The 25,238-nt window shown below is 31.8% G+C and carries 27 protein-coding genes, 2 tRNA genes and 3 pseudogenes; 17 read left to right on the top strand and 15 right to left on the bottom strand.

Annotated elements, in window-relative coordinates; translation table 11 throughout:
* Positions 1-2: 2 nt before the first annotated feature.
* Positions 3-1,538 carry a hypothetical protein gene (locus tag AAGD42_RS06105; protein ID WP_341752638.1) on the bottom strand — a complete coding sequence of 512 codons (1,536 nt, stop codon included), beginning with the start codon at positions 1,536-1,538 and terminating at the stop codon, positions 3-5.
* A 956-nt stretch (positions 1,539-2,494) separates the two neighbouring features.
* Here AAGD42_RS06105 and ybgF point away from each other — a divergent pair.
* From ybgF to AAGD42_RS06135, 6 genes are all read left to right on the top strand, one after another.
* Complete coding sequence (gene ybgF / locus AAGD42_RS06110) at positions 2,495-3,250, top strand: tol-pal system protein YbgF (RefSeq protein ID WP_341752640.1); 756 nt, start codon at positions 2,495-2,497, stop codon at positions 3,248-3,250.
* 43 nt (positions 3,251-3,293) lie between these two features.
* Positions 3,294-3,947 carry a DUF2659 family protein gene (locus AAGD42_RS06115; protein ID WP_341752641.1) on the top strand — a complete coding sequence of 218 codons (654 nt, stop codon included), beginning with the start codon at positions 3,294-3,296 and terminating at the stop codon, positions 3,945-3,947.
* Positions 3,948-3,965: 18 nt separating this feature from the next.
* Positions 3,966-5,213, top strand: coding sequence for a PQQ-binding-like beta-propeller repeat protein (locus AAGD42_RS06120; RefSeq protein WP_341753411.1), 1,248 nt, complete (start codon positions 3,966-3,968; stop codon positions 5,211-5,213).
* Between the two features lie 165 nt (positions 5,214-5,378).
* On the top strand, positions 5,379-5,846 hold the full coding sequence (gene rplM / locus AAGD42_RS06125; RefSeq protein WP_341752642.1) for a 50S ribosomal protein L13: 468 nt from the start codon (positions 5,379-5,381) through the stop codon (positions 5,844-5,846).
* A 6-nt stretch (positions 5,847-5,852) separates the two neighbouring features.
* Positions 5,853-6,329: a 30S ribosomal protein S9 gene (gene rpsI / locus AAGD42_RS06130; protein ID WP_341749912.1), complete on the top strand. Its 477-nt coding sequence runs from the start codon at positions 5,853-5,855 to the stop codon at positions 6,327-6,329.
* A 277-nt stretch (positions 6,330-6,606) separates the two neighbouring features.
* Positions 6,607-6,683, top strand: a tRNA-Met gene (locus AAGD42_RS06135).
* Positions 6,684-7,293: 610 nt separating this feature from the next.
* On the opposite strand, the gene AAGD42_RS06140 is transcribed toward AAGD42_RS06135, so the two are convergent.
* On the bottom strand, positions 7,294-8,790 hold the full coding sequence (locus tag AAGD42_RS06140) for a phosphomannomutase/phosphoglucomutase (protein ID WP_341752643.1): 1,497 nt from the start codon (positions 8,788-8,790) through the stop codon (positions 7,294-7,296).
* Between the two features lie 198 nt (positions 8,791-8,988).
* Here AAGD42_RS06140 and tsaB point away from each other — a divergent pair, with 198 nt between their 5' ends.
* Entirely contained in the window at positions 8,989-9,681 is a 693-nt protein-coding gene (gene tsaB / locus AAGD42_RS06145; protein ID WP_341752644.1) for a tRNA (adenosine(37)-N6)-threonylcarbamoyltransferase complex dimerization subunit type 1 TsaB, read from the top strand.
* A gap of 28 nt (positions 9,682-9,709) precedes the next feature.
* Entirely contained in the window at positions 9,710-11,023 is a 1,314-nt protein-coding gene (locus AAGD42_RS06150) for an MFS transporter (RefSeq protein WP_341752645.1), read from the top strand.
* Positions 11,024-11,027: 4 nt separating this feature from the next.
* Here AAGD42_RS06150 and AAGD42_RS06155 read toward each other — a convergent pair whose 3' ends face one another.
* From AAGD42_RS06155 to AAGD42_RS06165, 3 genes are all read right to left on the bottom strand, one after another.
* Positions 11,028-11,210, bottom strand: coding sequence for a hypothetical protein (locus AAGD42_RS06155; protein WP_341752646.1), 183 nt, complete (start codon positions 11,208-11,210; stop codon positions 11,028-11,030).
* A gap of 9 nt (positions 11,211-11,219) precedes the next feature.
* Complete coding sequence (locus AAGD42_RS06160) at positions 11,220-11,690, bottom strand: HD domain-containing protein (protein ID WP_341752647.1); 471 nt, start codon at positions 11,688-11,690, stop codon at positions 11,220-11,222.
* A 148-nt stretch (positions 11,691-11,838) separates the two neighbouring features.
* On the bottom strand, positions 11,839-12,642 hold the full coding sequence (locus AAGD42_RS06165) for an RMD1 family protein (protein WP_341760728.1): 804 nt from the start codon (positions 12,640-12,642) through the stop codon (positions 11,839-11,841).
* 133 nt (positions 12,643-12,775) lie between these two features.
* Between AAGD42_RS06165 and AAGD42_RS06170 the strand changes: the two genes are divergently transcribed.
* Positions 12,776-13,627, top strand: a complete 852-nt coding sequence (locus AAGD42_RS06170; protein ID WP_341752649.1) for a YgfZ/GcvT domain-containing protein — start codon at positions 12,776-12,778, stop codon at positions 13,625-13,627.
* Positions 13,624-14,229, top strand: coding sequence for a chloramphenicol phosphotransferase CPT family protein (locus AAGD42_RS06175; protein WP_341752650.1), 606 nt, complete (start codon positions 13,624-13,626; stop codon positions 14,227-14,229). Before AAGD42_RS06170 ends, AAGD42_RS06175 begins: the two co-directional genes overlap by 4 nt.
* A 173-nt stretch (positions 14,230-14,402) precedes the next feature.
* Here the strand turns inward: AAGD42_RS06175 and AAGD42_RS06180 are convergent, their stop codons facing one another.
* Together AAGD42_RS06180 and pgeF are read right to left on the bottom strand one after the other, a co-directional pair.
* Positions 14,403-15,734, bottom strand: coding sequence for a hypothetical protein (locus AAGD42_RS06180; protein ID WP_341752651.1), 1,332 nt, complete (start codon positions 15,732-15,734; stop codon positions 14,403-14,405).
* Positions 15,735-15,756: 22 nt separating this feature from the next.
* The gene (gene pgeF / locus AAGD42_RS06185) at positions 15,757-16,497 is read right to left on the bottom strand and encodes a peptidoglycan editing factor PgeF (protein WP_341752652.1); all 741 of its coding nucleotides are present in this window, start codon (positions 16,495-16,497) and stop codon (positions 15,757-15,759) included.
* Here pgeF and AAGD42_RS06190 point away from each other — a divergent pair, their 5' ends adjacent.
* Positions 16,498-17,307 (top strand): glutamine synthetase, encoded by an 810-nt coding sequence (locus AAGD42_RS06190; RefSeq protein ID WP_341750899.1) that lies wholly within the window; start codon positions 16,498-16,500, stop codon positions 17,305-17,307. It abuts the gene before it with no gap.
* 20 nt (positions 17,308-17,327) lie between these two features.
* Here AAGD42_RS06190 and AAGD42_RS07175 read toward each other — a convergent pair.
* From AAGD42_RS07175 to AAGD42_RS07185, 3 pseudogenes are all read right to left on the bottom strand, one after another.
* Positions 17,328-17,462: pseudogene (locus AAGD42_RS07175) on the bottom strand (transposase); the annotation flags it as partial.
* Positions 17,463-17,539: 77 nt separating this feature from the next.
* Positions 17,540-17,755: pseudogene (locus AAGD42_RS07180) on the bottom strand (hypothetical protein); the annotation flags it as partial.
* A gap of 25 nt (positions 17,756-17,780) precedes the next feature.
* A pseudogene (locus AAGD42_RS07185) lies at positions 17,781-18,014 on the bottom strand (transposase); the annotation flags it as partial.
* Between the two features lie 591 nt (positions 18,015-18,605).
* Here AAGD42_RS07185 and AAGD42_RS06195 point away from each other — a divergent pair.
* Positions 18,606-18,682 (top strand) — tRNA-Arg (locus AAGD42_RS06195).
* Here AAGD42_RS06195 and AAGD42_RS06200 read toward each other — a convergent pair.
* From AAGD42_RS06200 to AAGD42_RS06210, 3 genes are all read right to left on the bottom strand, one after another.
* Positions 18,638-20,125: a recombinase family protein gene (locus tag AAGD42_RS06200; RefSeq protein ID WP_341753412.1), complete on the bottom strand. Its 1,488-nt coding sequence runs from the start codon at positions 20,123-20,125 to the stop codon at positions 18,638-18,640. The genes AAGD42_RS06195 and AAGD42_RS06200 overlap by 45 nt on opposite strands.
* 123 nt (positions 20,126-20,248) lie before the next feature.
* A complete protein-coding gene (locus AAGD42_RS06205; RefSeq protein ID WP_341752653.1) occupies positions 20,249-20,410 on the bottom strand; it encodes a hypothetical protein in 162 nt (53 codons plus the stop codon).
* Between the two features lie 64 nt (positions 20,411-20,474).
* On the bottom strand, positions 20,475-20,858 hold the full coding sequence (locus AAGD42_RS06210) for a hypothetical protein (RefSeq protein WP_341752654.1): 384 nt from the start codon (positions 20,856-20,858) through the stop codon (positions 20,475-20,477).
* A gap of 671 nt (positions 20,859-21,529) precedes the next feature.
* On the opposite strand from AAGD42_RS06210, the gene AAGD42_RS06215 reads away from it, so the two are divergent.
* From AAGD42_RS06215 to AAGD42_RS06235, 5 genes are all read left to right on the top strand, one after another.
* Positions 21,530-21,769 carry a hypothetical protein gene (locus AAGD42_RS06215; protein ID WP_341752655.1) on the top strand — a complete coding sequence of 80 codons (240 nt, stop codon included), beginning with the start codon at positions 21,530-21,532 and terminating at the stop codon, positions 21,767-21,769.
* A 519-nt stretch (positions 21,770-22,288) separates the two neighbouring features.
* Positions 22,289-22,729: a DUF1376 domain-containing protein gene (locus tag AAGD42_RS06220; RefSeq protein ID WP_341752656.1), complete on the top strand. Its 441-nt coding sequence runs from the start codon at positions 22,289-22,291 to the stop codon at positions 22,727-22,729.
* A complete protein-coding gene (locus tag AAGD42_RS06225) occupies positions 22,716-23,018 on the top strand; it encodes a hypothetical protein (RefSeq protein WP_341752657.1) in 303 nt (100 codons plus the stop codon). The genes AAGD42_RS06220 and AAGD42_RS06225 overlap by 14 nt, the downstream gene beginning before the upstream one ends.
* A gap of 151 nt (positions 23,019-23,169) precedes the next feature.
* Positions 23,170-23,826: a hypothetical protein gene (locus AAGD42_RS06230; RefSeq protein ID WP_341752658.1), complete on the top strand. Its 657-nt coding sequence runs from the start codon at positions 23,170-23,172 to the stop codon at positions 23,824-23,826.
* A 13-nt stretch (positions 23,827-23,839) separates the two neighbouring features.
* Positions 23,840-24,127, top strand: a complete 288-nt coding sequence (locus AAGD42_RS06235) for a helix-turn-helix transcriptional regulator (protein ID WP_341752659.1) — start codon at positions 23,840-23,842, stop codon at positions 24,125-24,127.
* 236 nt (positions 24,128-24,363) lie between these two features.
* Here the strand turns inward: AAGD42_RS06235 and AAGD42_RS06240 are convergent, their stop codons facing one another.
* Positions 24,364-24,885 (bottom strand): IS630 family transposase, encoded by a 522-nt coding sequence (locus tag AAGD42_RS06240; protein ID WP_341749620.1) that lies wholly within the window; start codon positions 24,883-24,885, stop codon positions 24,364-24,366.
* Complete coding sequence (locus AAGD42_RS06245) at positions 24,849-25,220, bottom strand: helix-turn-helix domain-containing protein (protein ID WP_341749594.1); 372 nt, start codon at positions 25,218-25,220, stop codon at positions 24,849-24,851. The genes AAGD42_RS06240 and AAGD42_RS06245 overlap by 37 nt, the downstream gene beginning before the upstream one ends.
* Positions 25,221-25,238: the final 18 nt, after the last annotated feature.

The following is a 25,238-nucleotide window of genomic DNA, read 5'->3' on the forward strand; positions in this document are numbered from 1 at the left end:
TTTTATCCTTTCTTTTTAGTAATAATAACCGATGTCGGTATTACCACTCTATTAGGTAAATCTAATATTTGTTCAGTAAATATTGTAAAATTAATATCTCTATTGCTAAATATTTTACTAAAATTCACAATTTTTTGTTCCAAAAGCTTAGTAGCCTCTTCAATTAACATATTATTAGCGATAAGTTTTAGTGACATCTCGATTTGTATATATTGATTAGATGATGATAACGTGTTATCTATATCCAACCTTTGCCATTTAATCTCTTCTAGGTGCAGATCAGGTGGCAAACTTGTTAAAAAATTTTCTAACAAATCAAATGGTATTGGTACAGGCATTTGCAATAATGATTCAAAGACATATAAGTCAGCTAAATTAGTGGTATTTTGAAGATATGGGTAAGTTTGCTTAACATTATAATAATCTTGTTCAGTACTAAAATAATGTGAATTTAAAAGATCCAATTTTTTGTAATTTGCTATGGTTTTAACTTTGATAACAGATGCGGCAAATATCAATATTATTACTATAGTAATAAGTGGTTTAAAAACTAAAGAGCTGATAATATTGAGTTTAGCTATCGATTCTAAATATTGGTTAGAGGCTAGAAAGCTTTTTTGTTCATTAAATAATTTAACGATCATCCCATCTGAAAATTTATTATCAAATTCCCCTGAATTGACTATACATATTACTGGATGTCCAGCAAAATTGGATTGTTCTAACAGTAACTTTAAATTTTGGTCTACTATGAAAATTATACAAACTTTAAGGGCTAGATTATCAATATAATTTTTACAAGATATCAAACAATCTTCCACTTCTTGTTCGATTATACCCTGAATATATGAATCTGACTTATCAGCTGGATAGTCCAATGTTTGTTTTGAGATTATATTACCTTGGTGTTTAACAACAAGTTTAATACCACTGGTATTTAAAATACATACAAAAATTTGTAAATATTCACTATATTTATTATTCTCAACATTTTTTATAATTTTATCGATAATTGTTTGCAACTCTAAAGATAAAAAATAAACCCCTCCAAACTTTTGGGTATTACTTGCTAGTAGATTCTCCAATAGTTTACTTAAAGGTGGAGTATAAGGGCTAGATACAATCAGAGTATTCCACACTTCACTAGGTCTGGTATTAATATTATAAACATTGTAACCAACTATATAATCTGGGGGAAAATACTCCTCAATAAACTTCTCCACAGGATTGGTTTTTACTATTGAATGTAGTACAGGTACTAGCTCATGACGTAATTGACATTCAGAACCGCTTAATAAGAAGAAAACATAATGTTTCTTGAATTTAGCAAAAAATTCTTTATAGGAGTCTAATTCATTTTGCTTTTCAGCAGATACAAATAAATTACCTACAACTTTATTGTGAACCAAAGCACAAAGAAATGTACCTTTGTCTCCTATAAGGATAATAATATTTTTTCTGTACAAAAAATATGCTATAAATTTGTGCAGCCTTTTTATAAAAACTTGCACTTTTGGTAGATTAAATATATTAGCCATAATTACTACTTAACTTATATTTAGTTAGATGAAAAGTGTATTATAGCATGTGATAATCCTTCCACTAAGCATCTTTAGTATTTTTTTTATAAGAATTAAGTGTGGGTATTCACGGAAAAAAAGTTAAAGGACAAGACGTCTATTAGGGTTATCCTCGACCTGTTTGCTTTAGCCTTCTTACTTCTAAGTCAGATTGAGTAATTTTTTTTTACTGCTTCAAGTCTTTTTGTTTGTATACCTTCTTTACCACCGCTAGGCTCTGTGAACAAAATTATCAATCACAGGCACTAATTTATCACCAACAGCTTGATCTTTAGTTTGCAGGATTTCAAGGAGTTGTTTTTCCAAGGTTTCCACTGTAATTTTATCTTTAGACATGAAAACTTAATCTAACCTCTATATTATTAATTAACATTCTGGTAATCCAGCTATTCATTTACCGTTCACATATATTGATTTATTATAGCAAGAATTTTATCATTAGCACACCTTAATTTGATAGAATTGTAGGCAGCCTCCTAATAGGGAATAATAAAAAAATAAGCAATATCGCAAAAATAATGAAAACAGCTATTAGTGGAGCAAAAAAATCTGCTATATTTATAAATATAACTAATTCAATTAATGTTGTCTATTAGCGAAACCACGCAAGTAGGTTGCAGCAATCCACCTTCTGGCGTCATTGCGAGCGAACGTACATGAGCGTGGCAATCTAACCTCACAACCGTCATTGCGAGGAGCTACTTTAGTAGCGACGAAGCAATCCAAAAATAATGGATTGCCACGACCACTACGTGGTCTCGCAATGACGCTAGGTTATTTTTCCTATGACTTAAATGCTATGCGTAAGGTGGAGTTAGCTATAAAAAATCAAGCTGAACTGAAAAGTTATAGATTACTATAAAAATTCTAGTATACTCAGCTGGTTTTATAACCTTTAAATCAAACATTAATGTATGAGAACAATTTTTATATATTTATTAATTACTTTGATTGCTACGCCAGTATTTGCTGAAAATCAAATTACTAGAAAAAGCTTGAAATTTGATTCATCTAATGATTGTGCAGAAAGATTAGATGTTTTAGAAAAAGAAAATCAACATTTACTCGGCAGAATTGAAATAATAGAACATACTATTACTAAATTAGAGAAATTTTTAAACTCGACAAAACAAGAGGTAACAAATTCCCAAGATAGTAGCGATACATCAAAAAATTTAGTAGATGATTCTGTGGCTAATGATGTCTTTGATATACCATCTACTAAAAAAGTAGAGAAAGAAGTTGTTGCTACTGATGTTGTAAAACCTATTTCGGGAGTGGCAGCAGATAAACAACTTTATGATTTAGCACTTGCCGCTTTAAAAGATAATAAATTAACAGATGCTGAAGAAAAATTTGCAAATTTTTTAAAAAACTACTCTAAGAGTCCTTTGTTAAGTAATGCTTATTTTTGGTATGGTGAATCTTTTTTTAGACGTAAGATGTTTGATAAAGCCGCAATAAATTATTTAAAAGGTTATAAACAATCGCCAAAAGGGAGTAAAGCTTCTGACTCCCTGCTAAAATTAGCATTATCTCTTGGAGAGCTAAAAAAAATACAAGAGGCATGTTCTATTCTTGATAAACTTGAAGCAGAGTTTCCAAATAGATCAGCAACCTCAATAAAAAGAGCTAAGGAGGCAAGAATTAAATTTGCTTGTAAGCATTAGGATATATGAATAATAGTTGGTGAATAATAATTGGTAAATAATCATGACTGACATTTTGCAAGAAGTTTTAAGTGATAAAAATGAAGAAAAAAAACTTTATTACTTTAAAAAAATTCTTCCTATTACTATAATCCTTACACTTATAGTAATATTGTTTATGTTAATAAATAATTGGCGTGATAGAAAGGCAATAGAGAATAACCAAAAGACAGGTGATATTTTAGCTAAATCTATAGCCCTTATTAATGATAACAAAGACCTTGCTATAAAGTCTTTGGATAATTTAATGACAACAAGTAATAATAAAGTAAGTGGTTTAGCTGCTATCGAGCAAGCTAGTATCAAAATACACCAAGGAGATTTTATTGAAGCAAGAACTTTATTAAAAAAAGTTATCGATAACAACAATTATGACGAATTAACAAGTGCATATGCCTGTTTAGTTTGGTTGAGTTTAATGATAGACGACCCAAATTTATCTGATATAAACATTAATGAAATCGAGAAATATTTAAATTATTTTGATGATGAAAATAAACCATTTTTCGGTACAGCAAATATTATCAAAGCAACTTGGTATATTAGAAACAACTCAAAAGATTTAGCAGAAAATACTTTGAAAAAACTGATCTCACTAGAAAGTACAACTCAAGTAGTTAAAGAGCAGGCTAAAGCTTTACTTTTAAACTTACAATAATACAAGGTCTAAATTATGATAAAACAACGATTAATTATTTTCTTACTACCTTTGATTCTAACTTCTTGTAATCTTGCAGCTAAAAGAATTAAAAATATTGTAGAATTAACTCCTAGATTATCTGTAGAAAGTAATGAAGCAATTCAAATAGATTCTACTACGGTAAAGACAAATATATTTAGCCCTGAAATGCTTCGAAATAAAGAATATACTATTACAAAACATAAAATAATAGCCGAGCCAATTTTTAAGAAAGCTGTTGTCTATACCATAGATAATAAAGGTAATGTTTCCGCCTTTTCTATGAAAGACAAATCTATTATGTGGTCATACAATATAAGTACTAACAAAAGTGACTATTATTCTGGTGGTGGGATCTTACACCATAATGATAAACTATACGTTACCTATGGTTCAAGATTCTTGGTAGTTTTAGATAGTAAGTCAGGGCATGAAATAATCAGAAAAGAATTACCTGATATTACTAGAATAAAACCAGTATTAATTAATGATCATACTATTATAGTTCAAACAATAACTAATCAAATATTAGCGATTAATATTGAGAAATTAAATTTTGTTTGGCAACATGAAGGTATAATTGAAACTTTGTCATCAAGTTATCATGTTGCTCCAATAGTACAAAATGGTTATGTGATAGTAAATTATAATTCAGGGCAAATTATTGCTCTAGAAGCTAATAGCGGCAAAGTTTTGTGGACTAACGATTTATCTAGCCAGCAAGAAATAGGTTTACCAAATTTTGAGGCAGCTTTTATATTATGCAAACCTATTATCAATAACTCTCATATATATATAGCTAATAGTGCTGGTAAGCTAATAAAGCTAGACATTATGACTGCTAATATCCTCTGGCAAACTAAAGCTTATGATGTGCAATCAATGTCTTTAGCTGGCAATAGTTTATTTATAACAAATAATGCTGGACAAGTGGCTGCCATAAGCACTGAATTTGGTAAAGTTAAGTTTGTAGCAGATCTAAACGATGGGAAAAAAGATGTCAAGAAAGTTAAAGCTTCATCATTTTTAGCCCCGATAATTGGTAAAACAACTGAGGAAAAAGATTGGAGTTTAAATATTATCTCTGCTAAAGGTGAATTATATAGTTTCCAATCAGATATTAATGGTAATTTAAGTACCATCCCGGTGATTAGTAAAATTATTAAAAATATTGAATATCAGGGCAAAACCTGTTGTGGTGCTATGTATGTTATTACTGATAAAAAAATTATATTGGTAGATTAGTCCAGAGACTATATTATGGTATAATTTATTGTAATTTGTCTTGACAAAATACTGGTTATAATGCTATTTAATATAGCTCACTGCTTGGATAGTGGAAATTTGGTAGTGGAAACAGCAATTTTTTGCTATTTCCAAGTATAATTGTAATTAATAAAGATATATAACGTGAAAACTTATTCTGCAAAACCATCGCAAATTCAAAAGAAGTGGTGGGTTATAGATGCTAAAGATCTTGTATTAGGTAGGCTTGCTAGTGAAGTAGCTAAAATCTTACGCGGTAAACATAAGCCTTCTTTCACTCCTCATTTAGATTGTGGGGACTATGTAGTAATAATTAATGCCAAACATATTTGTTTGACAGGTAAAAAATCAGCTCTTAAAGATGGCAAAATTTATTATCGTCATACTGGTTTTCCGGGTGGAATAAAAGATACAACTGCTGGAAAAATCCTGGCTGGTAAGTACCCTGAGCGTGTCGTTAAACTCTCTGTAAAAAGGATGATTACACGAAATGTTCTGGGATCAAAGCAGATGAGTAATCTATATGTTTACGCAGAGAATGAACACCCACATAAAGCTCAACAGCCAGAAATTTATGATTTTGCAAGTAAAAATACCAAGAATAAAAAATAGTGAATTATGACAACATTGAAGCTTCAAAGTGAAAACACTAAGAACAGTCCAGTTCAGAGTAAGTTAGTTAAGCAAAAACCATCTGCAGAAAACAGTGATAACAAGGTTTATGGTACAGGCAGAAGAAAAAATGCAATTGCTAGAGTCTGGTTAAAAAGTGGTAGCGGTAAGGTAATTGTTAACAAAAAAGATGTGGAGCAATATTTTACTCGTGAGTCTCATACCAAATCTCTCTTACAGCCGTTCGTTGTAACCAAAACTTCTGGACAATATGATATAATATGTACTGTCAAAGGTGGCGGAAAATCAGGACAAATGGGAGCTGTATTACATGGCGTTGCTAGAGCTCTTGATAAAATTGCCCCAGAATTTCACAGTATTCTACGCAAATCTGGGTTCTTAACCAGAGACTCAAGGGTTGTGGAGAGGAAAAAATATGGTAAGCATAAAGCTAGAAAAAGTACTCAGTTCTCTAAACGTTAAAGATACTAGGCATACATTTTAGTGGTCAACGTCATTGCGAGGAAGACCGTAGGTCGATGAAGCAATCCAAAAAAATGATTACAATGGATTGCTTCGGAGGCTTACGCCTCCTCGCTAATAGACAACACGATGGGTGCTTATTCGGCACTAATTCAGAGGTTAATTGACTATATCGTAGGCAGCCTCCTCCTAGGGCGTTTTAAAAATCGTATGTGGTTAGCGTCATTGCGAGGAAGACAGAGGCTTACTTTTTTTGTATTGAAGCTCTTTCCATCATGGCGGGGTAGCTCAGTTGGTTAGAGCAGCGGAATCATAATCCGCTTGTCGGGGGTTCAAGTCCCTCCCTCGCTACCACCTAACTTTAAGGATTACAAGCTGTAGTCCAAAACTCTCTGTCTAATCAATAGACTTCCTGCATAAGTCAATCTAGTTGGTGATTTTTTCGTTGAAACTTGCCTCCGCTCCGTAACAATCGTTTATGTACGCTGCGGTACTCGGCTTCGTTTCTTATAAAAATCCCGAGGGCTTTTTTGACTTATGCAGGAAGTCTAATATATATTAGTGTTTCAGCGATTGTATACGTGAGCGTTCACGGTTTTTTTGCTATTTTCTTATGATGAAAAAAATCTGCTCATCAAGCGTCTATTAGGGGACTGTTGAAAGAAGAGATGGATTAGCCATATCTTAAAATACTTTCTTTCGAAAATCTATTGAATGTGTCATAATGACATTATTATATCCTATTTATTAGGCTCTGTGAACAAAATTTTAATTGTTTAGATTTTGAGTATTTTTAAGCGAAAATTAATAAGATTTTTGCCGGAATAGTTAGTTCTATTTCAAAAAAATCTTATAATTTGCAGCTAAAAAGAGTCGAAATCTAGTAATTTAAATTTTGTTCACAGAGCCTAGGACTTGGTTATACTATTATTACTATTTACAATTAGGTTAGTGCTATATATTATTAACCTAGCTTTAAACCATATTTGGCTAGTAAAGATGCAAGTTCGGATTTTATACTATTCAGCCCTTCCAAACTATCTGATTCATATTTAGCGATAATTTTGGCTTCAGTGTTAGAGGATCGGAGTAACCACCATGCATTAGAGTCAGTTGATGAGTCAATCCTTATACCATCAATGTCATTGAAAGCGATATTTTGGTTGATTAAATCCTTTTTTATTTGCTGAATAATATCAAATTTGAGATCATCTGGTACCGGAATACTAATTTCGGGGGTGTTATGACATTTAGGTAGCTCATCTATCATATCGTCCAAGGTTTTTTCTGATCTTGATAGTAAATCAAGAAACCGTAGAGCAGCATAAATTGCATCATCATATCCATAATATTTATCAGCAAAAAATATATGACCGCTAGTTTCGCCGCCCAGTAATGCCTTAGTTGTTTGCATCTTGTCTTTAATAAAGGAATGACCTGTTTTCCACATTATCGGTCTTCCGCCATATGACTTAATCTGATTAAATATGGCACTACTTGATTTAATATCGATGATAATAGTTGCTTGTGGATTTTGATCAATTATATCTTTTGCTAATATACAAAGAATCTGGTCGCCTAAAATTATTCGTCCTTTCTTACTTATAATGGCTATACGATCGGCATCTCCATCAAATGCAATACCAATATCACAATCCTGGGTTCTAACTACTTCTATTAGTTGTTCTAGATTTTTAGCAATAGTGGGATCTGGGTGGTGATTAGGAAAATTACCATCAATTTCTGAATTGATAACGATATTTTGGTTAGGTAACCTTAACGTTAATAAGTTAATAATACTGCCAGCCGCACCGTTAGCTGGATCCCATGCTACTTTTATTTTAGGTTCTATAGTTATTTCTTGTAAAATCCTATCTATGTATAGAGCTGTGATATCCAGCTCTTTCACTATATAGTCAATTGATGAGAAGTTGGTGACGTCGTCACTCGTCACTCGCCTATTACTTATAGGCGTCGCTCCATCGCTCCTGCTATCTACTTCTCCTGAATTGACTATAGATGATGCTACAAACTTATCAGGCATATTAGACCAATCAGTACTTAGAATGTTATTCAGTAAATGCTGTATTTGTTGGTCAAAAAAAGACTTGCCTTGTGATAACATTTTAAAGCCATTATCATCTTTGGGATTATGTGAACCTGTGATCATTATACTAGCTTGTGGCTTAAATATCTTATCAGCAAAATATAAAACAGGGGAGGGGGCGACTCCTATTGAGATAGCCTGTCCACCAGCTGAGATAATGCCATTAACCAAAGCATGGTAAAGGGCAGGGGAGCTTAATCTACCATCCCGCCCTATCAATATTTTGTTCCCTTGTTTAGATATACTCAGTTTAGTAAAACAAAATCCAATTTTATAAGCAATAGTTGTATTAATATCCAGCAGACTGCTTCCACGAATATCGTACAATCTAAAAATTGCTCTATTTATTTCCATTGTCATTACTATTTTAGTATAATAGACCTCTTGCATAACCTAAAGATAATTGAGGAATTTTTAGGAAAAACGAAGTCGAGTACCGCAGCGTACTAAGATGTACGTGAGGAACGGAGACGAGTTTTGACAACAAAATTACCAATTAGATTAGGTTATGCAAGAGGTATAATTAAGTGATTTAAAGAGTTGATAGTATAAATGAAAATTTTAGCATTGGATACGGTAAATAATAGTGCATCTGTTGCGATTTCTGAAGACAAAGTTATTTTAGCCTATATTGAGGATTTAAGACCCTCTATGCAGGCTGAAACAATAGTACCAATGATTGAAGAAGCTCTGAGAATAGCAAAGCTTTCTTATCATGACTTAAATTACCTAGCTGTTACGAATGGGCCAGGTAGTTTTACCGGTATTAGGGTAGGGTTGTCAGTAGCAAAAGGCATTTTGCTAAGTACCAATATCATAGGTACTACTGTATCTAATTTTGAGTATTCCTGGTGGAGAGCCACTAGACAAGTAAGTAACCATAATAAAAAGGTTACCTTTAAGTTTTTTATTTTTCTTAATGCATATAGAGAGCAATTATATAGCCAGGTTTTTGATCAAGATGGACAGTCATCTATTCCTTTATTGATAAATTATGACCAAGTTGGGCAGTTATTAAATACAGAAGATAATATTATTAAAGTCTGTGCTGGTAGTGGGTTAGAGATGATATACGACAAGATTAAGGATTTAGAAAATGTAATAATCTTACCGCGTTTCACCAGAATTAAGGCGTGGCATATATGTCAATACATAGTTGATAAAATAGCTAGAAAGTATAATTTTTCTAACTCTATCGAGCCATTATATATTAGACTAGCTGATGTAAAAATTAAACAAAGTTAGCTAGCCTTACTTGATGGAGTAAAATATTATGGTTTCTGCCGGAATAAAATATCAAGGAAAACAAAGAAATCTAACTAGGGAGCAAGCAGAAGCGGTTGGGTTGCTGTCAATTGGTACATTTTTAGAGTATTTTGACTTGATGCTTTATATACATATGGCAGTATTGTTGAACGAGTTATTTTTTCCCAAAAGTGATCCGCATACAGCTAGTATTTTGTCGGCTTTCGCCTTCTGTGCTACTTTTGTTTTCCGACCAATTGGTGCGGTGCTATTTGGTTGGATAGGTGATAAAGTAGGTCGCAAAGCTACGGTAGTTATCACAACTTTCATGATGGCGTTTTGTTGTTTGGTGATGTTTAGTTTGCCCACTTATGCACAAATTGGTATTACCGCTTCTGCATTAATCACTATTTGTCGGATAGTGCAAGGCATGTCATCTTTAGGAGAAGTAGTAGGGGCAGAATTATATTTAACAGAAGTAACCAAACCACCAATACAATATCCTGTTGTTGCTGCCATTTCGATATTTGCTGATCTAGGAGCAGTATTCGCTTTAGGTGTTGCAACGCTTGTTACTTCATATAGATTTAAATGGCGATATGCTTTTTTGTTTGGTGCAGTGATTGCCATGGTTGGAGTTGTAGCAAGGACACGACTTAGAGAAACTCCAGAATTTGCTGATGCAACCAAAAGATTGGTAAAGAAACTTAACGCTTTTGGTCTAGAGAAAAAGGATGTTACTAATCAAGAAATGTTAAATGAAAAAATTAATATAAAAACTATATTGGCTTATTTATCAATTGAGTCTACTGGACCAATTTGTTTTTATTTCCTGTATATGCATTGTAGTACTATACTTAAAACCATCTTCAATTATACTTCTCAGCAAATTATTGCTCATAACTTGATTATTGCAATAACATATCTACTTATTGGTATTGCATATACTTATTTAAGTTATAAGATATCTCCATTAAAAATTTCAAAGACAAGGTTAGTAATTTTTGCTAGTACTATTATATTCTTACCGTATTTATTGAATAATATTCAATCTTCTGTCCATTTATTATTATTGCAGTTCTTTATAGTGATATTTGGACCAAGGGTATTTCCAGCGACTCCAATATTTTATAAGCAGTTTCCTGTATTTAAACGTTTTAGATGTGTCAGTATCTCATTTGCTGTGGTACGTGCGATAATGTTTATTGTTACTTCTTTTGGATTAGTTTATTTAATAGATTTTTTTGGTAATTGGGGTATAGTAATATTATTTGTACCCTTCCTTGTGGCGTATGGATTTGCCTTGCGTCATTTTGAAATGTTGGAGAAGTTACGCAATTAATAATTTAATAAGTAATTTCTAGCTCGTTTATATTATATCCTACAGATGTAGAATTACAACATAATTTGAATAAATACTCTTCCAATTTTATATAACCAAAATAAATACATACAGCTAGAAAACTCTGTACTGTTTCATCAACTATCTTCTTAATCTTTTCTGGGGATTTATATCCAATAGTTTGCATATTATGAAGTCAGTCAAATAACTTAATCAATAAAACATCATCTTTCTTTTGACTATATAATAAATTTAATGTTTCTGCTGAGCTGATCTTCCCATAAGATTTGATCCTAGTTAAATCTGCCACTTGACTGGCAATCTGCGTACCAAAAACCTTATCAATAATATTTTCAGTAAGTATTGTATCTTCAATAGTATCATGTAGTAAGCTGGTAATAATCATATCAGTCCTAAACAATTCAGGCATTTCTTGTGCTGTATATTCAGCCACCATATATGCTACTTCTATTGGATGAGAATAATATGGGGCACCGGATTGTCGCATTTGGCTACCATGATATTTTTTTGCGTAACAGATACCTTTTTTAATCTCCTCAATATCTATTGGTGAACTTACTTGTTGGTTCAGCTGAGATAGTTTTTTGAGTAGCCTATCAGCATATTGACAGTTTTCATACTTTAACTGTTGATCGAGAATTTCCATAAAAATTACCATATTACTTTATATAATATAAATGATAACTCAAAATTAAGTTATCACTAAGTAATTATTATATTTTTTTTATAAAAAGATGAATATTTTTATTTTTGTAGATAAGTTGTATCAGTTATTTTTTATTCTATCCAAAATCTCAAATCTTATCTATAAAATAGTCAATGATTTTGAAAAAGAGATTGTCATGAGCAAGGGATAGCACAACTTCTATAGTAATCAATATTATAATGATCCATTCAAGTCTAGTAGAGTGTTTACAGTTTAAGTCATTTGACAAAATATTGTAAAGTTCATGAATCATATTTAGTCGATTATTAAGAATATTCTGACGAATTTGAATATCTTGGAACTCTGCAGTCATTAAGTATAAAGGTTCGTAACTAGGACGACGCCAAAAAAATTCAGGAGTATCCAATATATCGCTGTGTAAATTAATTGAATATCGTTCGTTAAATAATATCCCAATTTGTTGAGATATTTCTTTTTTGGAAAGTGATACACTACCTGTACTGGCTAGTTCTTGTTGAATTGGAGTGGTTTTTACAATTAGATTACTTACCGATTTTTCTAGTACACTAAGCTTAACTGACTGAGCTAAAGCATGCGAGATAGATAATTTTATAAAAGTTGATTTATCGGCAAGAATGATTTGGTTTTTTTCTTCATCAATAAATGTTTTACCAGTAATTTCATCATAATCAAAATAAATAAAGTCGGAAACTAGCTCGTCATTTTGATTAGTTTTAAGAGCTGCTATTTCTGCAAGGAGCATTTTTTCTTGGCTTTCTTCAGCTCCCCATATAGTAACGCAACCGAAAGGGAAAAAGAAAACATCGATAGGATTTAAATTTTCCCCTTGTTCTTTTTGAATATATAGTACATCATCGAAATATTTAGGTTCAAGACCGATTTTATTGAGGTTTATTACTAAATCATTCATTTTGTATTCAGAAGTAGTACAGTAGGAAGTGCATCTCATATAATAAATAATTTATGGCAAACAATTGTTGCTTCATTATACTATAGTAGTTATAAAAGTTACAAAGTCAATTAAAATGTAATAGTTGGTAGTTATGTATGAAATATTAACAAATAGATCAATCATTGAAGTTTCTGGTGATGATGCGATGAATTTTTTGCATAATTTGATCACTAATGATATAAAAAATAACGATTATTGTTATAGCTATGCTCTAACTAACCAAGGGAGATATTTGTTTGATTTTTTCGTATTGAAATTATCGGCAACGAGGTTTTTTATTGATATAAATATTAATCAATCAGATTTATTTAAAAATCACTTAGTGCAGTACAAGTTACGTGCTAAAATTGAAGTGAATGACTTAACTACCGCCTATCAGGTTATTTACTCAAAGCAGCAATTGCCACTCAATAGCTACCAAGACCCTCGTTATAACCAACTTGGTTTTCGTTCAATTATTAATAAAGATGATTTTTTAACAACCACCAGAATAGAAGGCTTATATCAGCAGGATAAATATAATTTTGCCATAGTTGATGGCTATGATGATTTAATTGCCAATAGGTCTATTCCCATCGAATATGGGGCTGAGGAGTTAAATGCTATAAGTTACAGTAAGGGTTGTTATATTGGGCAGGAAGTTGTTTCCAGAACAAAATACCAAGGAGTTGTAAGAAAAAAAATATTTAAATTATCCATTAACATAGATTCCGGTAATACTGGTAGTTTAGATATCGCGAAAGACGATGAAATTATCGCCAATAATACAAAAATTGGCGTGGTATGTTCAGCTTATCAGAACATGGCAATAGCTTTAATTAGGGTGGATGATTATTATTCATTAGCAGATACAGTTATTACTGTAAGAAACTTACCAGTTTCTTTGGCTGTTCCACCTTGGCGTTATTGTAGCAATGACGAATATCACAAAGGTACCATATGAGTAAGATTATATTTTTAAATGGATGTGGTTCTGCCGGTAAAACATCTATCGCAAGATCAATACAACATTTAAGTAAGGATTCTTGGCTTACTTTTGGTGTAGATAGTTTTATCAATATGATGCCATGCTCATATAATGATAAAGTATCTAGTGAATATTTTACCTTTGTGCCAGGAAGTAATGACCGTGCTGCAACCATGCGGGTTGAGAGTGGAGCAAAAGCTGAACAACTTTTTGGTGTAATGCCAGATTTTGCCAATCTGCTTGCAAGCCGAGGGAATAATATTATTATTGATGAAGTCTTATTTGATGATTCCTGCCTCAAATCTTACATAAAAACCTTGAGTAGCTATATTGTCTATTTTGTTGGAGTTTTTTGTGATCTTTCAGTGATGCAAGAGCGAGAAATCCTACGGTGTGATCGTGCTATAGGTTTATCGAATGATCAAATAGACAGAGTTCACGCAAGTAGCTTGCGTGAATATGATTTAACAGTTGATACTACCTCAAAAACAGCTTTTGCAAATGCCAAACAAATTCTAGAGTTTGTCGAGAACAATCCTATGCCTCAAGGTTTTATGACTATGCGTACGAGGTTATAGACTGCAATTATCGAAAGAAAGTCGTATGTGGTCAACATCTATTAGAGAGGGAATCTTGAACCGACTAAGCAATTCATAAAAGCAATCAAAAATAGATTGCTTCGTCGGCTCATGCCTTCTCGCTAATAGACGTCTTGTAAATTTTTTTTTTGTAAACGCTCACATATATCTTCCTAAATTGTCCTAGCCCCCTCTTTTTTATTATGTGGAGGTGGTGATATTGATATTTTAGATGACATATGTGATTTTGCTGCCTGTCCTACAATTTTTGCTTTGTCATGCAATTGTTCAAGTGGTAGTTTGCTTTTGTCAGCAGAATATCCGTGCCATTTATCTTTTAAATATCCACAAATTTTTTTAATAAAATTTTTCCTAGGAACTATCACACCCGATGAGGCAGCTCGATCTTTTACTAACTGTTTAGAAAATTTCTTCATTGCATATTCGTCTGGCTGATCAATAAACTTACTTAACTGCCTAGCAGTTTCTTTAGCAATATCGTTAATTGACTCTGCACTTAATTTATCGGTTTTTTTATCTTTTTGAGCTTCGATTGCTTGGTCAATTTGTTTTACTAACAAATCAGCTAAAGCCTCTTTAACACCATCTAGTCTTTTTAATGCTGTTATTGTTTTAGTCTCGTCTTGTTCAGAATGTAAAATTTTTGAAACTCTTTCTGTTACAGCTGTTTTATATTGTTCAGCATTAAGAGGATCAGTTACTAATTGCTTTGATAAAGCACCATTAGTCTCAATAATTGATGTTGGATTTTTGGTAGGACATTTTGTTTCTATTGTTTTTAGGTCATCAATAATTTGACTAGCGACCTTTCCAGTACCAGCTACATCAATTACTACTTGCTGTGCCGGTTCAGCTTCTCCTACTGTTCCTAATGTAGCTGTAATATTTACCGCCATAAAGTCATGGCTATCAAATTTTGTCCCCACCATCTCTCTGATATATGAATGTGGACGAAAAACGTGCATACTACAATCAAACATAATTTTCTGTTCAGCGACATATGATAGATTATTATCTTTATCTATGATAATCTTAGACACAACACCATTTCTTAGCCATTCGTTCTCTATAACATTCGTATTATCCGTATCGTAGCAATTATCGTATGTTTTTGTTTTCAACTTGTTAAATCCAGCTATACCACCAGCTATACCAGCTTGATAATTTGCTGCTAAAATATATTCTGTTTGTTGTTCTGACAAGTTATAATCATTGGTTAATGTCTTATGCATGTCTTGATAGGTTACTTCATACTCATCATCTTTACCTACCTTACACTGAGCTACTAGGTCTACTAGCTTTCCGTCTGCAGTTTCAATATAAAATATTGCTTTACGTTTTATATCCTTGTCAAATCTAATTTGTACTTCAGCCTTATTTTTATAATCTTTGTCATATTTAGGATCAAAGCATTCTGCTATAAATTGTAAATTTTTATCCGAACTTTGTATAGCATCATCAGATGTAAAACTATGTGATTTCATGATATCTCCTTAAATTATATTTTTAGTTTTTAATTACAATAGTAGATAATATGGTGGTGTTATATAATTCTCCAGTGTGGTAGCAACGTCGATAACTTATATATCTCTCAGGTCTACTATAGGTATCCTCTACTATAATGGTCATGTCTTTAATACCAGCTTTTTCTAATTGAAAATCTACATAATCTGGTAAATCAAACATATAATGTCCTTTTTTCGAAGATCTAATGAAAAATCTTGAGTAATTAGGCTGCTGATTTGTAAAATTATCATAATATTCCTGATCAACCTCATAAGAATATTGTTGAATAGTAGGGCCAATAAGAGCTTTAATATTTGTTGCTCCTTTCTTTTGCATTAATTTTACCACATTATTAATGACACCAGCTTTAGCCCCACGCCAACCACAATGAGCAGCCCCTATAACCGTGCCATCCTTACTACTAAACAAAACAGGAGCACAATCAGCGGTCTGTATTGCTAGTACTAGATTTTTTTTGGTAGTAACAACCCCGTCAGCTTCCGGATCAATGTCATTATCAGTAATTAAATCAGCATCAACAACTTGGGTGCCATGCACTTGCTGCAAAATAACAATATCTTCTGTACTATAATGTTTAACTACTGCTAACCTATTATTTTGGACAATTTCTAAGTTATTAGAAACACCAGACTTATTTTTTTTACTATAAACATGACTAGATTGCTTGAAGCTTTTATCAAAAATTTTATAATAAACTTTATTTTTTATAAACTCATCCACATGTCAATCCCACAAAAATTTATATATAAATTATCAGATCATTTGCAAAAAAGCAATGCATTGCAAAAAATCATCAATAAATTCCAAACAAATTACTCACTAATACCTTGCATTGGAGTGGAAATAGAATTTTATTTAAGTAAAAATATTGATTCACTCGAATTGCAAACTCTGCTTGGCATAACAGTTAAGAAAGAAAAAGGCGATAATCAATTTGAGATAGATTTGCCACCTTCTACTAACATAATTGAGTATATAGGAAAAATTAGTAGCACTAAGTCTAAAATACAAATTATTGCAAAAAAATTGCAGGGCAAGGTAAATTTTTCTGCAAAACCATTGCCAAACGATTATGGTAGTAGTATACATTTTCATGTAAATTTTATAGATAGTTCTGCTTTAACGAGTAGTATAGTTGATATCGATCTAATGGGGCAGAGCATCTGTCATTATATGCTCGATAGTTTTTTGGTATTTATGCCGAATGAAGATGATTATCTTCGTTTAGATGAAAATTTTATGGCACCAACTAATGTGTCTTTTGGTAATAATAATAGAACTGTCGCCGTACGCATTCCTGACTCATTTCCTAGAAGACTAGAACACAGAATAGCTAGCCCACTAACCGACCCTTATTTAGCAATTTTTACTATTTTAAACTCTATCTTATTAGGTCTAGAATTTCCTGATAAAATCAATAATATCAACAAAATATATGGCAATGCTTTTGATCAACAATATAATTTAGTACCATTACCAAAATCATTAGCAGAAGCACTAGAATTGTTTAATTTGCAGTTTTTTTTATAGTTAGCTTAATTATGGCACTGTTAACAAAATAATTTGAATAATTTAGCAAGAGCCAATGCAATAAAGTTGAGGAAGGTGGAATCAAGCTTATCAAAACGCATGGCAATTCTTTTATTTTCCTTAAGTCTGCCAAAAAGCCTTTCAATAATATGCCGTTGCGGTAAATTTTGGTATCATAAAAATCCTTTGGTGTTAAATTGGAGTCATTAGGCAAATAAACTCCTTTATATGGAATAACGGGAATAGCATTTTTTGATTTGATAAAATTTCTAATATTGCAGTTATCGTATCCCTTGTCCGCAACAACAAAGTCAACTTCTTCCCAAGGCCAGTCTTGCCATAATTGCTCAACTGTTTTGCAATCCTGCCTTTGAGCGGGAAATAATTGGCAGTTAATACAAGCATTACTGGTAATTGCTAAATGGATTGTAGTGCCTAATCCCTTCCTACCCCTCCCTGTCGATTGTAAACCTTTATTTTTTTAAAGCACCTCCTCCATGTCGATGTAATGGTACAATTGAGCCATCAACGAATACTATATCCATTAACAACTGTTTAACACTTTGAAGGTGATACAACAAGTGCCAAAAGAATCCATTCTCACTCCATCTTTTGTATCTTGTATAGATTGTGTGCCAATTTCCATATTCTGATAAAAGGTCACGCCAAGACACCCCCGTCCTCAGTACATACAGAACGCCACAAAAAAATTGTTCTTGTGGACAAAATTTGCCAGAGCTTAAGTCAGCTAAGGAACAAAGCTTTAATTTGCCGCTTGAGATAACAGTAAGTTCAGGTGAACAAAGTTTGTCAGAGTAAAAAATATTAACAATATTAATTTTTCGGAGATATTGTTAGTTATTTAGGGGGCAATTTTCATTACAATTTTTCCTTTAAAGGGGTCAATAGTTGATTACAATTTACAAAAAATTAATTTACTGAATTTATGAATGGAATATATTTTAATTTGAAATGCTTAACCATTATGGCTATATAAAATTAAGTATCTGGCAGAACAAAAAGCTAAAATTTATGAAAAAAAATTGCAATCTTTTAAAAACCTCATAGTTGATGATTTTTTTGTAATTTTTTAGACAAAAGATTTTCTTTGAAATTAGAACAATTTTTTATCTTTCAACGATCCCATAATGGAGGAATTTTCATTGACAGTGATATATTGACATAATAGAAGTTTAAGGATATAATTTACTCTTCTTAAAAATTTCACTACTTTTTAGGATACTTTATAAAAATAAGCAACAATGTCATCCAATATCCAGTCCAAGGCATAATATAAGGCACCCGTAGCTCAATTGGATAGAGCATATGACTACGGATCATAAGGCTGGGGGTTCGACTCCCTCCGGGTGTACCATTCTCCTATTTCGCTACATTTTATGAACATGTCGAACGGTGGACGCAAGGTGTAGTCTAGCTTACAACCGTTCAGTTCTAGGTTAGCAAATACGAAATTTAACAATTTACGTTTTTCTGTAGCAGTCGAACCTTTAAACGTTTCTAATACCCCAGAAGCCAGTTCTACTAGGCTTATCAGCTGTTGTGAAAATTTATCATCGGCTACTTCGTGGTTTTCTATTTCTATAGCAATATCTGTTCGTTTTTGTGTTAATTCTTTACGTTTTTCTTCATGTTCTCCTTTTGTAATGTCACCGTCTAAAAATAGATCAGTGAGCCTGTTCATACGTGTTGTTATCTTTGTCTGTTCAGTGTATAACTCACCTATTCTCCTTTTATGAAAATCTTGTTCAATTTTTGCTGAGCTTTTAATATAAGAAATTACTTCAACTAATAACTTAGGATTCAAATAGAGCATTGCTAATACCTTTTCTACTTCTCCTAATACTTGTTTCTCTTGTACGTAGATTCTTTTATTAGTATTGCCATGCTGCCAAACTCGTAAATATGTCCACTCTGTTGTTTTACCATTAACATAGGTCTTCTTTTTGGTTTCAGCAGTAACAACTCGACCAGTAGCAGCACATTTTATCAATCCTCTAAATATATATTCTTTTTCTCCATACTTAAAAGGTTTTTTATTCCAGTTAAGACGCATCCTTTGGCAAGCATCAAATAGTTCTTTACTAATTATAGGAGGATATATATGCGGATATTGTTTTCCAGTTTTTAATAATCTCATTACCCCGTAATAAAACGGATTTTGAATAATTTTGTATATATGAGAACAACATAAATAACCTTGGTTGCCATGAGAATTACGTAAGCCCCACTTTCGAGTTTTTTTCAGTATTGCTAACAACGTATAATTACCTGTAGCATAAGTTTCAAATATTTTCTTCACAAGTGGTGCACGATCAGGATCAATGATGATTTGTCCTTTGCCACGTTCTGACTTTTTACTTGTCACATGCAGATAACCAATAGGTGTAGTACTAACCCACTCACCTAGACGTAGTTTTTGCTCTATACTACGATTGATATTATCTTTCAAGCTATCGACATAAGACTGAGCCATCATCACAAAAATGTTCCACATCATCCGCTCTTGTGAGGTAGAGTTTTTATGAATAACACAATTTTCTGTATAAAAATGCAATTCTATTTTGCCTTTCTCAATTAGATCGTTTAATAGTGGTGTTTCCTTATAGCTACGTTGCAACCGATCAACTTTATCAGTTACAACTGCAACTAACTCCTTCTGTTTCTTAGCAAAATCTATAGCTTCCATGAATTTTTTGCGATTACCAATAGTAGAAGATTCTGAAAATTCAAAGATTTTTAAAATTTCTAAACCTTTACGAGTGCAATACTCTTGTAAGCGATATTTTTGTGCCTCAATAGAATAACCATCTTCTTGTTCTCTTGGAAACTCTAGCTAATATTACTGCTTTCTTGGCTTTTTCTGTCATAAAATTTCTCCTATTTTAGTTAATAAGTTTTGGATTAAGGGTTCAATACTATCTTATAGACTCTCAAAGATTTTCAGGGCTTTTAAACCTTTACAGATACTATATTCCTGCAGATGGTATTTTGGGACTTCAATAGAATAGCTATTTTTTTGTTCTTTTGATGAGACACGAGCTAAAAGAATAGTTTTAGTTACCTTATTGGATATATTATTCATCTATATTTAAATTTGATTTTTTACTACCAAATGTATGGTATCTTTTACAATAAGTAGCAGCAACTTATAGAAGATAATCGTCCTCTATATTTACCTTTTGCAAGAGTACTTTTTCATAGCATCTGTTGTAAGTAGTAATGGCAATTAGGTTAGCAGATGACAAAGTACCAAGTACAGCCCAAAGTAGCGTATTAATTGTTGTATGCCGCAGATCTTCGTCAATTAGGATGGTGACAGGCTTATTAGTACAAGTCATTATTTGGCGAATTAATTGCCCAAGAGTGGCATGATCATAAGGTTCTGTAGATTGGATAATTCCTACTATCGTTAGCCCGTTCTTTTGGCTGGCAGTGATAATATTGTTGCGAAGCTTAAGACTAGTAGGATCGTCATAAGCTGGGTTCAGTAAGACTATTGCTTTGGAAGGTAAAGTTGTTTTATCTGTCATGATGGTATCCCCTTTATGATTAAACTTAAAGTTATCAAGTTTTAACCACCAAAGAATCTTTAAAGATTACTTTGGTGATCAGGGAGTTAGTAAAACCATCACAAAGAACAGCTATGATAGCATTTAGGCTTAAGATTTACACCTTAAGCCCTGGACATAACTACCATCCCCCCAACCATAACAGTCGAGGAACATCGTTTTAACGGTTGATATCTACCGCTTTGTGTTTTTAAGGTTACTACCCCCCAAAGTAACTTTGCAGTTACTCTATTTTTAATTTTAAACTATACTCCCCTAAAGTCAATAACAGTTTTTTTACCATTAATTGTTATTTTCGTTGTCTTTCTGTTCTTGCTTTTTCATCTTGCAATTAATATTCTTTTATAGGCATAATATTTTCAGCTCTTCTTATTTTTATAATTTTATCTTAGCATCCAACATAATTTTACATTACACAACTGTCAGTTCATTACATGCAACATAAAATAATTTGTTTTATAAAGTTTTGTTGTCTTGTAACTTTAGCTTTATAAGCAGTATAATTTTGTAAAAGGGTTTAAAAATTAGTTCATGTGATGAACTAATTAACTAAATCCTTTGGAATATTTAGCAAACGATGTTTTTTTAAATGAATATATCTACAATTTGTTGGTTGATTATTTAAAGGTTGTATGAGATTAGAAAAGTGGTTAGAGCTGCAACACATGCCAATTCATATATTTGCTAAGAAAATAGGTAAGAATAGAAGTCAAGTACATAAATATATCCATGAAGATGTTGTACCCAAGCATAATGTCATTTTTAAAATTTATATTACAACTTTTGGAGCAGTTTCAGCTAATGATTTCCATAGGCTTTCTGATAAATTATTTGAGAAAGAAAAATTACATACTAATTCTTTTCGGGATTAGTATATCAATCGTAATTAACATATTAAAATCCAATCAATAACTCTTATGTATCAGATAATAATTTCCATATTTCTGATGTTTTAAGCACATTAAATGACCATGAAGAGCTGGTTACATAAGACAATAAAATAATTCATATATCTTTTTACAGGATATTTGCTTGTCCAATCTTTCATGGTCATTTTAAGTTTTAATCGGTACGCAATGTTCCTCTAATCTTTAGCATTATCTCTTTGCATAAGTAGTTTTAATAAAACCATTAATTATAAAATACTATTAAACAACCATTAATGATATTAAAGTTATTCGCAAATATTGTGGATAACTTTGTGGGCAACGCATGGATAAGTTTTTTAAAACTATAAAAACTATAAAAGTTAGCAGAAAATTTTAGGAAATTTTTCAGAAAATTAGAACTTTTTACCAATTTTTTAAAGATTTTTTTTGGTTTCATAAAATGAACAGTCTTTTTAGTACAAATATTTTACCAATTTATATTAATTAACAAGGACATTAATTATGACAGAATTTTACCGTAAACTCTTTTATCCATCAGCTATTATTAAGGATGCAGAGTTACTAAAACATGATGAATATGGTGTTTATATTCGTCTATTGGAACATATGTGGATAAGTGGTGGAAAACTACCACATGATGATACAAAAATTGCTCATTATTTACGCATTACACCAAAAAAATGGCAAAATTACAAAAAAATTTTACAAAATTTTTTCATTTTTTCTGACAAAACATTTACTCATACTGAACTCAAAAAAGAATACCAAAAAACTATTTTAATATCACAAAAGAATTCTCTGAAAGCTAGAAAGAGATGGGGTAAACAGAATTGTAATATAGATGACAAAATAGTTGAAAATATTATATCAATAGGAAGTAAAGATTGTAAATCAAATGATGCTATAGCATATGCAAAATCAATGCTACGTGCATGCGTCTAAAAAGAAAGATATTGATTTAAGATTAGATGATATAGATAGGCTTGTGGATAACTCAGGGCAATTAGCCGTTTATCACGAATTATACAATAAACTGCAATTACTCTTTAGTGAGCATAGTATGCTTTTTCCTAGGGATCAATTTTTGCTAGTTGAATGGATAAAAACTGGCATTAGTATCGATTCTATTTATCAAAAGATTGTCCTAATACTCCAGCATATTAGCAAGCAAGGTCTAGAACATCCAAAATCTTTTGCTTATTTCACTGCTGAAATACAACGATGTTGTTAAGCTTGTGTCATCACATGAACTAATTTTAATTATTTTACAGCTCTTGTCTTATATTTCTATATAAAATAGCGTTTCACGTAATGAAATACCTATTGTTTTTAGAAAAATCCTTGTCATAATCTGAATAATAACAGCAATTAAAGTAAAAATTATGAACAAAAAAGCTATCAAATATGGACTACAACTTGCTTTAGTCGAACAAGCTTCTGATGAATTTTATCAAAGTAATGAGAGTGACTATGAACAAAGGGATAAAAAAATAGCTGAAGGTGTAATGAGTAAATGCCTAATCAATCAATTTATTCTTGCACAGTTAGTAAAAAATGAATTACAAGCAAAGCTAACTGACCAATTGACGGCGATATTTAACTTAAATATTCAGGAATTTGGCTATCGTCAATTTCTAAGCGATGGAACAACTATCGGTTTTTGCACAAGAAATATTGACAATATCACAAACACCCAAAGCAAAAATCTAGGCTACGAATACGAAACTTTGAGAAGATTCTATAATCAGGAAACATGTAACAGCTTTATCATCTACCAAAGAACAAAAGATAAAATTGAAGGATTTTACTTTTTGTCTTCAAGTAACAATCCAGAGATTATTAGCTATTACATTAACCATCTTGAATCTTTTGAGCAGTTTATTAACATTGTCAGTCTTTATGTTAGTATAGTTCTAAGTAGCATAAGATGCAATAATTCATACTGTGAAACTTTACAGCACAATGATTTATACGTAAAAATTTTTAGTCAAAATAGCTTGGACGAATTATTTCCAGAAAGGATCTCAAGCAATAACTAAAAATGGTTCCATTATGAAAATAACTAAACTTCACATAAATTATCTAGGCAAATCTTTCATTCTTACCCAAAGAGCTCTGGAATGTCTTATACTTGCAGCCCTTGGGTTTCCTAAAAAGCACATAGCAAGTAGATTAGGCATATCATACAGAACTGCAGAAAAACATATAACAAATGCTAAAAATAAAATTGGCATTTATAATCATAGACAATTAATTGATTTTTTATTTTCTAGTCAGATATTTAAACACCCTGACTATTACAATCAAATATCCGATATCAAATTACCGAAGAACATCTAATGAAGTGTTAATAACAAATTATGCGTAATAATAAATACCGTTTTCAAGTAACTTTAATTTTTAATATTGGTAAATTCTTCTTTTTTAATTAAGGTAATTCGTTCAATGATATCAAAGTCAACACATGCTTGAAAAAGTTTCTGTGCTATATTAAACCTGTCATCCTTTTGTGCCTGTAAAAATATTTCTGCAATCTTTTGTAAATTCTCAATCCTTATATAGCAAAAGCAGTTAAGTTATGTTACAGCAAAGAATGCACAAATGGTGTTATACAATTCTTGTGAAAGCCCGATTTTTTGTTTAATCCACCTTTTCATATTAGCCCAAAATTTCTCTATTGGATTTAGGTCAGGAGAGTAAGGTGGTAAAAATATTACCCTACATCCTACTGATTCTATTAAATCTTTAGTCTTCTTAGACTTATGAAAAGCAGCATTGTCTAAAATCACAACTTGACCAGCTATAAGCTCTTTTATCAAAAATTGCTCTACCCAATTATTAAATAGTTCGGTATTACAGGTGCCATTGAATACAAAAGGGGCTATAGATTTATTACCTACCAAACCTGCTATAATATTCGTCCTTTGGTAATACTTCCCACTCTTCTTTGCTTGTAGTGTTTGACCTTTCTTTCCCCAACCTCTATCTTGGGTAATGTTCATCTCTATTCCGCTCTCATCTATATACACAAGCGCATCTGTAGCTAGATCTTTGATATCTTCTAAATACTTACATCGCTTTTCAGCATTAGCTTCCACATAGGTAAAGGCTTTTTTTTATAACTAAATCCCAATTGTCTTAGCCAATATCTTGCCCCACTAGCGCTTATCCCAAATTTCTTACCAATATCTTCCGTTTTGCTATTAGGATTTTCTTCTACATACTTGATAAAATCATCCATTTCTATACTAGGCTTTGCTCCTTTATACTTCCTTGCTTGATAATGACCTTCTTTCTTATACCTTACATGCCATGTATTTACTGTTGTAGGGCTCAATTGAAAAACTCTAGATGCTGACCTTTGACTATTTCCTGCTTCTAGATATTTTATTACTTTTTCTCTTAAATCTATACTGTATGGGCTAGTTGACATTTTTCATTTTATATTATC

Source organism: Candidatus Tisiphia endosymbiont of Dioctria linearis (genome assembly GCF_964026545.1).
Classification (GTDB): domain Bacteria; phylum Pseudomonadota; class Alphaproteobacteria; order Rickettsiales; family Rickettsiaceae; genus Tisiphia.